Genomic DNA, 13,375 nt, shown 5'->3' with positions numbered 1-13,375 from the left:
CAATCTCCGCCAAGCATGCTCAAGCTTCACGATTTTTGCAACAGAGCCCATTTCGGCCTTACCCATTGGGAGATTGGCGGTTACCGGCCGTGCGACATCCATGTGGCGGCGGCGTGGGACATCGACCGGCGCAAGGTGGGACGGGACGTCGCCGAAGCGATCTTCGCCAAGCCCAATTGCACGCAGGCCTTCTGCCGCGAGGTGGACGCCACCGGCGTCGCGGTGGAGATGGGGCGGATGCTGGACGGCTTTGCCGATCACATGGCCGACTATCCCGACGATCGCACCTTCCTGCCGGCGGACGCGCCCGAACCCAGCAAACAGGATGTCGTGGACCGGCTGCGCGCGGCCAAGGTCGACGTGCTGATGAACTATTTGCCCGTGGGGTCGCAGCAGGCCACGGAATTCTATGCGGAGTGCGCGCTGGAGGCCGGGGTCGCCTTCGTCAACAACATCCCGGTCTTCATCGCCAGCGATCCGGTGTGGGCGGAACGGTTCGAGGCGGCGGGCGTGCCCATCATCGGCGATGACATCAAGGCGCAACTGGGCGCGACCATCGTCCATCGCGTGCTGACTGACCTGTTCGCCAAGAGGGGCGTGAAACTGGACCGCACTTACCAGCTCAACACCGGCGGCAATACCGACTTCCTGAATATGTCGAACCGGGCGCGGCTGAAGTCCAAGAAGATTTCCAAGACCGAAGCCGTGCAGTCGGTCGCGGAAAGCCGGTTGGAGGATGAGAATATCCATATCGGCCCTTCCGACTACGTGGCTTGGCAGAATGACAACAAGGTCTGTTTCCTGCGGATGGAAGGGCAACTGTTCGGTGGCGTGCCGATGAACCTGGAACTGCGCCTGTCAGTGGAGGACAGCCCCAATTCGGCGGGCGTCGCCATCGACATGATCCGCTGCGCCAAGCTGGCGGCGGATCGGGGGCTATCAGGGCCGATCCATCCCGCCGCCGCCTATTTCTGCAAGCATCCGCCGCAGCAGATGACCGACGACCGCGCGCATGAGGCTGTCGAAGCCTTCATTCGCGGGGAAAGCGCCGTGGCGCTGGCGGCGGAATGATGGACATGCTGGTGAAAGAGGCTGAACCTTCGCTCGATGCCATAACCATGCGCGCCGTCACCGTGACCGGGCCGGGCGCGATCCGCGTCGATGAGGTGCCGGTGCCGCAGCCGGGTCCGGGGCAGGTGCGGGTGCGGATGGAAGGATGCGGGGTGTGCGCGTCCAACCTGACGCCCTGGGCCGGGCCGGAATGGCAGCAATATCCGCTGGAGCCGGGCGCGCTCGGCCATGAAGGCTGGGGCATCGTCGATGCCGTGGGCGAAGGCGTCACATCGGTGGCGGTGGGCGATCGGGTCGCGGCGCTCAGCTATGCCAGCTATTCGGAATATGATCTGGCCGATGAAGCTGCGGTGGTGAAGCTGCCGCCAGCGCTCAATGGCATGCCCTTTCCCGGCGAGCCGCTGGGCTGCGCGTTCAATATCTTCCGCCGCGCCGATGTTCAGGCGGGGCAGACGGTGGCGATCATCGGCATCGGCTTTCTGGGCGCGCTGCTGACGCGACTCGCCACCGATGCGGGCGCGCGAGTGATCGCGATATCACGGCGGTTATCCTCGCTCGATCTGGCACGGGATTTCGGCGCTGCGGAAACGATCGTGATGGACGATCATCAAGGGATCATCGATCAGGTCAGCGCGCTGACCGGCGGCCGTTTCTGCGAGCGTGTGATAGAGGCGGTGGGCAAGCAGTGGCCGCTGGACCTTGCCGGAGAACTGACGGGCGAGCGGGGCAAGCTGATCGTCGCGGGCTATCATCAGGACGGGCCGCGTCAGGCCAATATGTGGCTGTGGAACTGGCGCGGCATCGACGTCATCAACGCGCATGAGCGCGACCCGCTGGTCTATGCGCAGGGCATGCGCGAAGCGGTGGAGGCGGTGGCGTCCGGCCGCATCGACCCTGCCCCGCTCTACACCCACAGCTATCCGCTCGACCGGCTGGACGAGGCGCTGAACGCGACCCGCGACAAGCCGGACGGCTTCGTAAAGGCGATCGTCATCCCATGAGCAGCGTCACCGCACCCGCGCGCCCGGCCGCACCTGTCGAGATACGCCCGCGCATCGGCTTCCTGGGCACCGGCTGGATCGGCCGCAACCGGATGGACGCGATGCTGGCGACGGGACAGATCGAAGCCGCCGCCATCGCCGACGCTCTGCCCGGCAATGCGGCGGACGCGGCGCTGCTCGCCCCTAACGCCGTGCAGGCCGATACGCTGGACGCGTTGCTGGAACAGCATCTGGACGGGATCGTGATCGCGACGCCGAGCGCGCTCCATGCGCAACAGTCGATCCGCGCGCTGGAAAGCGGCCTGGCGGTCTTCTGCCAGAAGCCGCTCGGCCGCGATGCTGCCGAAGTCAGGGCGGTGGTGGATGCGGCACGGGCGGCGGACCGGCTGCTGGGCGTCGACCTTTCCTATCGCGGCACGGCGGGCATGCGCGCCATCCGCGAGCGCATTCAGGGCGGGGAGCTGGGCGATGTGCATGCCATCGACCTGACCTTCCACAACGCCTATGGGCCGGACAAGCCGTGGTTCTACGACCCGCGCCAGTCGGGCGGCGGATGCATGATGGACCTTGGCGTGCACCTGATCGATCTGGCGCTGTGGACGCTCGATTTCCCCAAGGTGGACAGCATCGACGCGGCCCTGTTCAGCAAGGGGCAGCCCCTGCACGACCGCACGGTGCAGGTGGAGGATTATGCCGTCGCCACGTTGCGGCTGGCGGGCGGACGCGTAGCGCGGATCGCCTGTTCCTGGAACCTGCATGCGGGGCAGGACGCTGTCATCGCGGCGGATTTTTTCGGGAGGAAGGCTGGCGCGGCGTTCCGCAATGTTGGCGGCTCCTTCTACGACTTCACCGCCGAACTGTTTCACGGGACGGCGCGGGAGACGCTGGCACTGCCAGGTGACGCGTGGGGCGGGTGGATGGCGGGACAATGGGCGGAGCGGCTGGCGCGTTCCGCGCGCTTCGACCCGGAATGCGAGACATTGGTGCAGGTGGCGGAGGTGATGGACGGGATTTACGCGGCTGGGGCATGAGGGTCGAAGGTTTGGCGAACGGAGTGAGGTGTCTTCGCCTTCGCTCAGCCTGAACGGCTAATATTAACCCCCCTTCCCTTCCTTCCCCAACAGCCGCTCCGCCCGGTCGAACATCCGGCCCAGCCAGCCGCGCGAATAGGTGAGACCGTGGTAGAGCGTCACCATCACCCGTCCCCATGACAGGAACAGGCCCGGCCGTCCAAGCGCATGGGCCGCGCGGAAAGCAGTGCTGCTGCCCCGGCTGATGCGATGGCGCAGGCGGTAGATGAGCTTCCGGCGCCATCCCAGATGCGATGCCGATGGCTGGACACGCTTGCGGGGCTTCACCCCGGTGCGACGCCACGCCAGCCGGTAGGCGAGGCCATCGCGCCGCTGCCGGAATCCCGCCGCCTGCGTTTCGCGGATGAAGACGGCGTCGACCGGCTGCAACGCCAGCCTCCCCTCCCCCATCGCTGCCTGAACGAGCCGGTGCAGCACGGGCGAGCGCACCACGACGACATTGGTGCCGCGCCCATCGGACGAATAGGGCTCCACCCATGCGTCACCAAAGCAAATGTCCGCCGTTTCCGCCACCACATCGTCGCAATAGTCGCAGGCGCGGTTCTGGAAGAAGCCCGATCCCCAATCGCCATCGACCAGATGCCACCAGTCCTGCTGGCGTTCTTCACCATCACGGGCCGCAAGCCGCGCCCTGTACCAGTTTGCCGGGCGGCTCGCGTCCTTCACCCGGTAATCGACCGCGGCGACCGCAGCGGGATCAAGACCCATCTGCCAGGCGAAGCTGTCCACCATCTGGCGGCTTTTCATATGGCCGCAAACAAGGCCCAGGGTGAAGGCGACCCGTTCGCGCAACAGGGGATCGTCCAGCATCGCCAGGTTCACCGCCTTGATGAAGCAGGGAATGCCGACAATGGCATAGCGGCCGGGCACGTCCCGCATTTCGCGCAGGATGGCGGACATTTCGACGGGATAATAGCGCGACTGCGCGCCCTCCATCAGCGCGTCGCGGCTGCGCGAGATGCTGTAGCGGAAGAGGCGGCCTTCGGCGGCGGGGTCGGCCCGCACGACATGGGCGACGCCATCGACCAGTCCCCCACGCAGCAATTCGGCCGCGACCCAGCTTACCATCCCGCCTGAACTGCCCCGATCGCGATAGTCCCGCTCGGCGGCGTGGCCGACATAGGCGGCGGCGAAGCGGCCGATCCATGGGTCCTGTTCCGGCGCGCCGGGGAAGCGCTGCTGCGCAATCTCATCCTCATCGCGCGCGCTGGGGGAGAAAGGGCAAAGCCGCGAAAAACGGGCGCTGCGCTCCCTGCGCCAGCCTTCCGGCGCGGCGGGCTTCAACTGGCCCTCGACATCCCAATCGAGCCGCGCATCGGCGGGGCCGGTCATGGCGGCGCAAGACCCGCAGCCGGTGCACAGCCCCGATGCGGTCATGTCGCGCGGGCTGAGCGGCCCGCTCATCGCACCATCGCCAGCGCATCGTTCAGGAAGGCGGCGGAACGCTGCCGCAGGGCGGCGATGCGGTCCTGCACCGCCGCGTCCATCGGTTCGGTCAGCAGCCGGTCATAGGCCGACGCATCCTGATCCTCGCTCACCATATGCCGCCCGGCCCCCAGCGCGCGCATCAGGTCGCGGACCTTGTGGAAGCGATAGGGCGTGGGCGCGGTGAGGAAGGGCCGCCGGTTCAGCAGCGCGAAGACGCAGCCATGGAAGAAGTTGGTGACGACCCCCTCCGCACCCGCCATCAGGGTCGCAAATTCCTCCGGCCCGGCGGAGATCCGCTGCTCATGCGCCCAATCGTTGCGATAGCCGATGCTTACGATGGGCATGCGGCGTGCATCGGCCCAGCGCCGGACATGGCCACTCAGCCAGTCCGGGAAGTTATGCCCGTAGAGGGCGAGATAACCCCCCTGCCCGTCTTTCATCGCGCCAGACTGCATCGGCGGAAATTGCAGGCAGGGGTCGAGCACCAGCGCCGGGTCGCGCCCCAATGCCGCGCGCACGATCGCCCGGCTGTTTTCATCCCGCACCGACACCGCCGCGAACTTGCGCAACTGCCCGGCCCAATGGTCCGGCAGCCCTTCGGACGCATCATGATTGCCGAAGCTCGCCGCGTAAGAGACGAAGGGCGCGCGCAGGCCAGCGCCGTAGAAGATGGGGCTTTCGCCATACCAGGGGTGGCGCTGGTTCCACACCTCGTCACTGCCCACGATGATGGCGTCGAAATCATCCATCCGTTCGGGCTGATCGATGGGAAACGGGCGCGACAAGGGCAGTTCCTCAAACGCGGCCAGGAACTTGCGCGTCTTTTCCGCATAGGCGGGAAAGTCCGTTCGCTGCGCGGGCTGCGGCAGTGTCGGATGCAGGGCGCAACGCCATTCCGCCCGCTGGATCGCGGGGGAATGATGGTCGAGCAGCACTGCATTCATTCCCATGGCGCGCAACCCCTCCACGAGGCAGCGCGCCTGCCAGTAGGAGCCATAGTTGATGCAGCGGTGAAAGGTCAGCACGCCGCAGGACCGGCCGCGCGCGCCTGCTCCGCCGTCAGTCAGGGGCGCGGCGGCCATGGTCCGCATAGCTTTTTTCCTCGATCAGTTCGGAGCCGAGCAATTCGTTGATCTGGCGCTTGATCGCCGCGCGCCGGTCATTCATCCGGTAGACGGCGCGGGCCAGGCCGATGAAGGTCGCGCCGAATTGGGCGCTCGCCTCCTCCTCGCGAATGGCGTCCTCGATCTGCCACAGCTCCTCATTGACCTGCTTTAGCCGCTCCACCAGCGGGGCGATGGCGGCGACCTGCAACGCCTCGCTGCCGATCATGCTCAGCAGCCGGTATTCCTTGCCGACATTGGCGCGCGCGTCCGCCGCGGCGATGCGCTGCTGCTTGATTTCCAGGATGGTCATCTTGTCGAGCAGTTCGCCCCAGGAAACCGGCACTGACGGCGTGGACATATATCCCATGGCTTGGCTATCCCTCCTTCCTTTCCGCGTTCCATTTCGCCAGGTCGCTCCGCACCCGCTCCACGACCGGAGCCCAATCGCCGGGGCGCAGCTGGGCATAGATGCGCATGGTGGGATACCAGGGCGTGCGGCCGCCGCCCGCCGGCCAGCGCCAGTCCGGTTCCGCCTTCAACAGCAGCCATGCGGGCTTGCCCATCGCTCCCGCCATATGCGCGATCATCGTGTCGACGGTGATGACAAGGTCCGCCGCCGCGACCAGCGCCGCCGTTTCCATCATGTCGAAGGGACAGCCCGAAGGGTTCAGCACGTCCAGGGTCGTGGCTTCGGGCATCAGCGTGACGCACCGCGCCTCCGCACAAAGGGGCGCGAGAAGACTGGCGGGCACCGCGCGGTCGCGATCCCAATCGCCCGCGCCATAGCATAGGCCGACGCTTCCGGGCGGCAGCGGCCCCGCCTTTGCCGTCAGATAGGCAGGCTTCGCATCGGCGGGCGTCGCGCGCAGGGCGAAATCCAGTTCGGTGATTTCCAGATCGCATTCGGCGGGCGGCAGCGGATGGGCTTCATCGAACGCCACGAAGCGCACGCCGGGGCAATCGAGGCCGGAGACGAACAGATCGCGGAGCCGCGCCTGCACCTCTACCGTCAGGCTCCGCGTCCGCCGCGCCAGCAGCGGCAGGAAGCGCGCGAACTGGATGCTGTCGCCAAGGCCATGATAGCATCGCACCAGGCAGTGCCGGTCTTCATAGGACCTGCCGTCCCAGACCCAGCGCAGATGATAGGGCAGCGCCGGATCATCCCGCCGCACCGGATCGCGCTCCGCAAGATCCTGCTGCGTCAGGTCCCAGGCCGCATGATAATCCCCCGCTCTCATCGAAGCGACCCAGTCTGCCATGCGATCCGCCATGCAGGACCCAATTCGTCCATGGCGGCCCGGTTCCGCGCGGGGAGCGCCCTCCCATCTATGACATTATCATGGGTTATCGACGGTGAACCCGCCCGGCCCTTCGCGGTTGACGCTGCACCCCGAAGCGCGAGGCCCGATGTCCACCGAAATACGCGAGCCGCTGGAAAGTGAAACGCTGGGCGCTCCCCGCGCGCCGGGCCTGATCAGGAAGCTGGGCGCGGGGATCGTCACCGGCGCTGCGGACGATGATCCCTCGGCGATCGGCACCTATGCCAGCGTGGGAGCCAAATATGGGCTTGGCTTCCTGTGGATCGCGCCGGTCCTGCTGCCGATGATGTATGTGGTGGTCTATCTGTCGGCGAAGATCGGGCAGGTCTATGGCAAGGGGCTGTTCGCCTGCATCCGCGACCAGTTTCCCCGCTGGGTGCTGTTCCCGATGGTGACGCTGGCGATCATCGGCAACGTCATCGAAGCGGCGGCGGACCTGGGCGGCATCGGCGCGGCGCTGAACCTGTTCATCCCCCTGCCGGTGCCGGTGATCGTCGTGGGGGCCGCCGCTATCATCTTCACCCTGCAATATTTCGGGTCCTATTCGCTGATCCGGCGAGTGTTCCGCTGGCTGGCGCTGATCCTGCTCGCTTACGGCGCGGCGGCTGTGATGGCGCGGCCGGACCCGGTGGAGGTGCTGCGCGCGACGTTCCTGCCCACGATCCGCCTGGATGCAGGATCGATATCGCTGATCGTGGCGTGCATCGGCACGTCGCTGTCCGCCTATGTCTATACCTGGCAATCGAACCAAGAGGTGGAAGAACAGATCGCCATCGGACGCCGCCAACTGTGGCAGCGCAAGGGGGCGAGCGCTGGCGAGATGAAGCGCACCAGCCGCGACGTGCTGACCGGCATGATCTTTTCCAACATCATCCTCTATTTCATCCTGCTCGCCACCGGCGTCACGCTGCACCCGGCGGGCGAAACGGACATCGCAACCGCCGCGCAGGCCGCCGCCGCGCTGGAGCCGGTGGCGGGAGAGGCCGCCAAATATCTGTTCGCGGCGGGCATTGTCGGGGTCGGCTTCCTGGCGGTGCCGGTGATGACCACAGGCGCGGCCTATGACGTCGTGCAGTGCATGGGCAGCGAAGGCAGCCTGCACGACGCGCCGCGGCAGAACCGGCTGTTCTACGGCATCATCGCCCTGGTCACCGTGGTGGCGGTGGCAATGAACTTCCTGGGGTTCAATCCCATGAAGGCGCTGGTCTGGTCCGGCATCGTGCAGGGCATGCTGGTGCCGCCGCTGTTGCTGCTGATGATGATGCTGACCAACAGGCCGGGAGTGGTCGGCGCGCGCACCAACGGGCGCTGGACGAATATGCTGGGATGGATGACGACGCTGGTCACCTTCCTGTGCGCCGCCGCGCTGGTGACAAGCTGGTTCCTGTAACGCCCTTTCATCGCTCCCGAATTTATTATACGATCGTCAAATAATAAGCCGGGGAGAGGGACCGCGATCATGGACGGCGACGACCTGGAGCATGATCCCGACGCGGACTGGAGCCTTCCGGCATGGACCTATCGCGATCCCGAATTTTTGAGCGTCGAATGCGCGCGCATCTTCCGCCGGTCATGGCAGATCGCCGCGCATGAAAGCGCCCTGCCCAGCCCCGGCGATTTCCAGCGGCTGGACCTGACCGGCGAAAGCGTCCTGATCATCCGGGGCGAGGATGGGATTGTCCGCGCCTTCACCAACGTCTGCCGCCATCGCGGCGCGCGCATCGCCAGCCAGCCATCGGGCTGCGCGCGCAGGCTGATATGCCCCTATCATGGCTGGACCTATGACAGCGCCGGGCGGTTGACCGGCCTGCCGGACGAAGCGCTCTATGGCGGGATCGACCGCCGCCGGCTGGGGCTCGCACCCGTGGAGCTGGAGAATTTCCACGGCTTTCTGTTCGTCCGGCTGGAAGCATCCGCAGGGCCTTCCGTGGCACAGATGCTGGCGCCGCTCTCCGGCGAGATCGCCGCCCATCGCTTTGGCAGCCTGCGCCCGCTGGGCCGGGTGACGGAACGTGTCCGCAAGGCGAACTGGAAGATCGTGGGCGACAATTATGCCGATGCGCTGCACGTCGCCATCGCACATCCTGGCCTCAGGCGGCTGATGGGCGGCAGCTATCGTCTGGAATCCTTCCCCTACGCCGACCGGATGCGAGGCAGCATCACCACCTTTCCGTCAGCCAATCTGTCGGAGCGGGCCTATCAGCATTTCCTCCCCACCGGCCCAGAGGCTGTATGGAGCTATATCAGGCTATGGCCGAACATGGCCTTCGATATCTATCCCGACCAGATCGACTTCATGCAATGGCTGCCCCTGTCTCCCACCCGCACGCTGATCCGCGAAGTCGCCTTCGCCCTTCCCGATGACAGGCGGGAGATGAGGGCGGCGCGCTATCTCAACTGGCGGATCAACCGGCAGGTGAGCGCCGAGGACAAGGCGCTGATCGAAAGGGTGCAGGCCGGGCTGGCGTCGGCAAGCTACAGCAGCGGTCCGCTGGCCAGCACGGAAACGGGGTTGCGGCAGTTCAACCGCCGGATGCGTGCGATCGTGCCGGAGGCGCGATCTCCCCATCCGCCACCTGCGGGCTGGAGCGCTTCGCCCCCTCCCCTGCCCGCGCTGGTACGGGCGGCACAGGGGTGAGCGGCGCTTATGACGCCGTCATTATCGGCGGGGGGCATAATGGGCTGGTCTGCGCCTTTTATCTGGCGCGCGTGGGCTGTAGGGTGCGCATCCTGGAGCGGCGCGCGGTGATCGGCGGCGCGGCGGTGACGGAGGAGTTCCACCCCGGTTTCCGCAACTCCGTCGCCAGCTATACCGTCAGCCTGTTGCAGCCCAAGGTCATCCGCGACATGAAGCTGGCCGATCATGGCTATCGCGTGATCGAACGGCCGATCGCCAATTTCCTGCCGCAACCTGACGGCGGTTACCTGAAGACCGGCGGCGGGACGGAACGGACGCAGGCGGAGTTCGCGAGGTTCAGCGCGCGCGATGCCGCCGCCCTCCCCGCCTATCTCGACATGCTGGAGGGTGCGGCCGACATGCTGCGCGCGCTGGCGCTGAAGGCTCCGCCCAATGCGGGCGACGGGATGACGGGCATGATGGCGGCGCTCGATCAGGGACGCCGGTTCGCCCGCCTGCCGGTCGAGCGGAAACGCGACATATTGGACCTCTTCACCAAATCCGCGCGCGATCTGCTGGACGGCTGGTTCGAGAATGAAGCGGTCAAGGCGCCGTTCGGCTTCGATGCGACGGTGGGCAATTACGCATCCCCCGACACGCCGGGCAGCGCCTATGTGCTGCTGCATCATGTGTTCGGGCAGGTGAACGGACGGAAGGGCGCGTGGGGCCATTGCCCCGGCGGCATGGGGGCGATCACGCAGATCATGGCGCGGATCGTCACCGCCATGGGGGTCGAGATCAGCCTGGAAGCGCCGGTCGCGTCCGTGCTGACGGATGGCGCGCGCGCGGTCGGGGTGCGGTTGGAAAGCGGGCAGGAAGTGGCGGGGCGCTGCGTCATCGCCAATGTCGGGCCCAAGCTGCTATACCAGCGGCTGATGGACCCGGCCAGCCTGCCACCGGATTTCCGCAGGCGGATTGCGGGCTACAAGAGTGGCTCAGGCAGCTTCCGCATGAATGTGGCGCTGTCCGCCCTGCCCGATTTCGCCTGCCTGCCGGGCGTGGGGGAGCATCTGCAATCGGGCATCATCATCGCGCCCACGCTCGATTATATGGACCAGGCGTTCACCGATGCGCGGCGTGAAGGCTGGTCGCGCGCGCCGATCATCGAGATGCTGATCCCCTCCATCATCGACGACAGCCTCGCCCCGCCTGGTCTTCATGTCGCCAGCCTGTTCTGTCAGCAATTCGCCCCGGTCCTGCCACCAGCGCCAGACGGCCGCGCGCGGAGCTGGGACGAGGAACGGGAGGCGGCGGCCGATCAGATCATCGCCACTGTCGATGCTCATGCGCCGGGTTTCGCGCGGTCCGTCATCGCGCGGCAGATCCTTTCTCCTGCCGATCTTGAACGGACATTCGGCCTTGTGGACGGAGACATCATGCATGGGCGCATGACGCTGGACCAGCTATGGGCGGCCCGTCCCGTGCTGGGCCATGGCGCTTACCGCGGGCCGGTGAAGGGGCTCTATATGTGCGGCGCTGGCACCCATCCGGGCGGCGGCGTGACGGGCGCGCCGGGCCATAATGCAGCGCGTGCCGTCCTTTTGGATCATGCCGGGCTTGGCCGATGGCTCCGCCCGCGATACAGATAGCGCGCGACGTGCCTTTTCCGGCAAGCTGCCGCGATCGAAAGGCTCGGAAAAAAGCGGGCTGGTTGAGCGCGCTAAGACAAGGTAAGACGCGTCGTCCACGAAAGGGAGATCATCAATGAACAACACCGAACTCGCCGAAACCATTGCCGCCGAGCATGGCCTTACCAAGGCTGACGCGCGCAAATATGTCGACGGCATCTTTTCCGCCATCGCCGGTGCCGCCGCCAAGGGCGAGGAGGTTTCGCTGAACGGATTTGGGAAGTTCAAGGTCAAGGACCAGCCCGCCCGCGAAGGCCGCAATCCTTCGACCGGCGCCACCATCCAGATCGCCGCTTCCAAGAAGCTGACCTTCACGCCCGCCAAGGCGGTCAAGGACCAGCTGAACGGCTGATCGCGGCAAGTGCGCGGCCATCTTCATGACGGTTGCGCGTAACGCAATCGAAAAGCATCATTCGGCAATTGCAAGAGAGGGTCCGGCAGGCCACATGCGCCCTGCCTTTCAGGCATCCTCTCCTAAAACTCATCAGGCCGGTCGCAAGACCGGCCTTTTTTTTCATCGCCTCAGGGCTTTGCCGATATCCGTAGTGATCCTGACGAACGCCGTCCTCGTCCTATCAATCGCGGTCTGGAAAGCCGGTGATGTTGATAGAAAATTCATCATTCCGGCACCCTATTCACAAGCAGTTAGGGTATGAAAAATGGCATTGTCCTCCAACAGGACAGATGATTTCCATTATTGTGCAGCGAAAGATTTACATTTTCACTCAAACGGCGCACAAGGCGGTCGCATCATCTTTTCCAGGGGAAGCGTGCCAATGTCTGAAAATATGTCGCCGGATATCACAACGCTCACGGTTCAGCTATTGAGCGCGTTTGTCTCCAACAATAGCATTCCCAGCGAGGGGCTTGCCGATCTGATCCGCACGACCCGCTCGGCCTTGACTGAAACGCCGCAGTCCAATCCTGCCGAAGCGCAGGCGGCAACTTACACGCCCGCCGTGTCGGTGCGTAAAAGCCTGTCTTCGCCCGAACATATCCTCAGCATGATTGACGGAAAGCCTTACAAGACGCTGAAACGGCATCTGGCGACCCACGGCCTGTCGCCCGATCAATATCGCGAGCGCTATAATCTTCCCAAAAGCTACCCGCTGGTCGCACCCAGCTATTCCGAAGCGCGCCGTGCGGTTGCCAACAAGCTGGGACTGGGCCGCAAGCCCGTGACCAAGGCTCCGGCCGTGAGCGAGGCAGCCGCGCCTGCGGCAAAGCCAGTTGCTGCCGCTTCGTCCGCTTCGTCCGCTTCACCCGCTCCTGCCTCTCCGGCCAAGACGAAGACGAAAGCGCCCGCCAAGAAGGCCGCGCCCAAAGCTGCGGCGAAGCCTGAGGGCAAGAGCGCGGAGAGGGCAGCCGAAGCCAAGCCTGCAAAGGCGGCTTCACCCCGCCGCGCCAAGCCGAAGGCCGCACCGGCAGCCGCCGCGGGTGGCGACAAGGCCTGACGTTAGTCCTGAACGGATGTTGGGGCCGCTGCGTGCAGACGTGGCGGCCCTTTTCTTTTGGTTTGCCTTCCCGATGATCGGGGTGCCTGGGATCGGCGTTGTTTCGGTTGCTTTTACCCTTGGCCTGACCTTCTGTAGGTGGACGTCGCTATTAGCTGTCTTCTCCCCACGAAGGAATGAGAACTTTGGTATCTCCTTGCCTCTTTCAATCAGTTAAGTGGATCGAACGATTTAAATACTTGCGCGATGATCGACTGAGCAGCTTCGCTGCGGAGGTGCGGGGATCAGGAAAGCAGTTCCTCGATACAGCCTCCCTCACGACGCTCGTAATTCGAATATGCTTGTCAAAGGGCTGATCGCTGGGGCATGGTTCTCGCGGTCCTGAAAGGTCCTACGGCGTTCTCCCAACGCTTTCCTGTCATCAGAGGCAATGTAACCAACCTGGCCTTTTGGTTACATCATGAATGCGCTAAGGCGCAGAAATGCGCGATTTTCCTTATGATTATGGCTATGCCCTTCTGATGCTGGGCCGCCTTGACGGGCGGCTTGGTGTGAACGGACAAAGAACACTGCATCCGACACCCCACGCCAATTCACCTG

The 13,375-nt window shown here is 65.2% G+C and carries 13 protein-coding genes; 9 read left to right on the top strand and 4 right to left on the bottom strand.

From position 1 onward, the window contains the following. The first annotated feature begins 15 nt into the window (after positions 1 to 15). From ET21_RS0118995 to ET21_RS0118985, 3 genes are read left to right on the top strand one after another with little or no spacing between them, the layout of a single operon-like run. The gene (locus ET21_RS0118995; RefSeq protein WP_081856776.1) at positions 16 to 1,071 is read left to right on the top strand and encodes an inositol-3-phosphate synthase; all 1,056 of its coding nucleotides are present in this window, start codon (positions 16 to 18) and stop codon (positions 1,069 to 1,071) included. Further along, positions 1,068 to 2,072: an alcohol dehydrogenase catalytic domain-containing protein gene (locus ET21_RS0118990; RefSeq protein ID WP_202807140.1), complete on the top strand. Its 1,005-nt coding sequence runs from the start codon at positions 1,068 to 1,070 to the stop codon at positions 2,070 to 2,072. Before ET21_RS0118995 ends, ET21_RS0118990 begins: the two co-directional genes overlap by 4 nt. Continuing rightward, positions 2,069 to 3,103 (top strand): Gfo/Idh/MocA family protein, encoded by a 1,035-nt coding sequence (locus ET21_RS0118985; protein WP_030540894.1) that lies wholly within the window; start codon positions 2,069 to 2,071, stop codon positions 3,101 to 3,103. Before ET21_RS0118990 ends, ET21_RS0118985 begins: the two co-directional genes overlap by 4 nt. Positions 3,104 to 3,166: 63 nt before the next feature. On the opposite strand, the gene ET21_RS0118980 is transcribed toward ET21_RS0118985, so the two are convergent. Genes ET21_RS0118980 through ET21_RS0118965 form a run of 4 tightly spaced genes read right to left on the bottom strand, consistent with a single transcriptional unit; the run spans position 3,167 to position 6,956 of the window. Continuing rightward, the gene (locus tag ET21_RS0118980; RefSeq protein ID WP_037471441.1) at positions 3,167 to 4,567 is read right to left on the bottom strand and encodes a Coenzyme F420 hydrogenase/dehydrogenase, beta subunit C-terminal domain; all 1,401 of its coding nucleotides are present in this window, start codon (positions 4,565 to 4,567) and stop codon (positions 3,167 to 3,169) included. Further along, on the bottom strand, positions 4,564 to 5,682 hold the full coding sequence (locus tag ET21_RS0118975; protein ID WP_237751609.1) for a polysaccharide pyruvyl transferase family protein: 1,119 nt from the start codon (positions 5,680 to 5,682) through the stop codon (positions 4,564 to 4,566). The genes ET21_RS0118980 and ET21_RS0118975 overlap by 4 nt, the downstream gene beginning before the upstream one ends. Further along, positions 5,651 to 6,064, bottom strand: a complete 414-nt coding sequence (locus ET21_RS0118970) for a DUF6165 family protein (protein WP_021238605.1) — start codon at positions 6,062 to 6,064, stop codon at positions 5,651 to 5,653. Before ET21_RS0118970 ends, ET21_RS0118975 begins: the two co-directional genes overlap by 32 nt. Before the next feature lie 7 nt (positions 6,065 to 6,071). Then, the gene (locus ET21_RS0118965; RefSeq protein WP_237751608.1) at positions 6,072 to 6,956 is read right to left on the bottom strand and encodes a hypothetical protein; all 885 of its coding nucleotides are present in this window, start codon (positions 6,954 to 6,956) and stop codon (positions 6,072 to 6,074) included. Between the two features lie 148 nt (positions 6,957 to 7,104). On the opposite strand from ET21_RS0118965, the gene ET21_RS0118960 reads away from it, so the two are divergent. The 6 genes from ET21_RS0118960 to ET21_RS0118940 all read left to right on the top strand — a co-directional run bounded on the left by ET21_RS0118960 (position 7,105) and on the right by ET21_RS0118940 (position 12,775). Beyond that, positions 7,105 to 8,406: an NRAMP family divalent metal transporter gene (locus ET21_RS0118960; RefSeq protein ID WP_051768232.1), complete on the top strand. Its 1,302-nt coding sequence runs from the start codon at positions 7,105 to 7,107 to the stop codon at positions 8,404 to 8,406. A 69-nt stretch (positions 8,407 to 8,475) separates the two neighbouring features. Beyond that, complete coding sequence (locus ET21_RS0118955) at positions 8,476 to 9,654, top strand: aromatic ring-hydroxylating dioxygenase subunit alpha (protein WP_051768231.1); 1,179 nt, start codon at positions 8,476 to 8,478, stop codon at positions 9,652 to 9,654. Continuing rightward, positions 9,651 to 11,282 carry an NAD(P)/FAD-dependent oxidoreductase gene (locus ET21_RS0118950; RefSeq protein ID WP_030540887.1) on the top strand — a complete coding sequence of 544 codons (1,632 nt, stop codon included), beginning with the start codon at positions 9,651 to 9,653 and terminating at the stop codon, positions 11,280 to 11,282. Before ET21_RS0118955 ends, ET21_RS0118950 begins: the two co-directional genes overlap by 4 nt. A 115-nt stretch (positions 11,283 to 11,397) precedes the next feature. Then, positions 11,398 to 11,673 (top strand): HU family DNA-binding protein, encoded by a 276-nt coding sequence (locus ET21_RS0118945; protein ID WP_021238600.1) that lies wholly within the window; start codon positions 11,398 to 11,400, stop codon positions 11,671 to 11,673. Positions 11,674 to 11,698: 25 nt separating this feature from the next. Next, positions 11,699 to 11,977, top strand: a complete 279-nt coding sequence (locus tag ET21_RS27840; protein WP_156029298.1) for a hypothetical protein — start codon at positions 11,699 to 11,701, stop codon at positions 11,975 to 11,977. Between the two features lie 120 nt (positions 11,978 to 12,097). Further along, complete coding sequence (locus ET21_RS0118940; RefSeq protein ID WP_037471439.1) at positions 12,098 to 12,775, top strand: MucR family transcriptional regulator; 678 nt, start codon at positions 12,098 to 12,100, stop codon at positions 12,773 to 12,775. The last annotated feature ends 600 nt before the right edge of the window (positions 12,776 to 13,375 follow it).

Origin of the sequence: Sphingobium sp. DC-2 (assembly GCF_000722555.1) — a bacterium.
GTDB classification, from domain to species: domain Bacteria; phylum Pseudomonadota; class Alphaproteobacteria; order Sphingomonadales; family Sphingomonadaceae; genus Sphingobium; species Sphingobium quisquiliarum.
The sequence above is the reverse complement of the archived record's forward strand: the minus strand, read 5'-3'. Positions and strand labels throughout refer to the sequence as shown.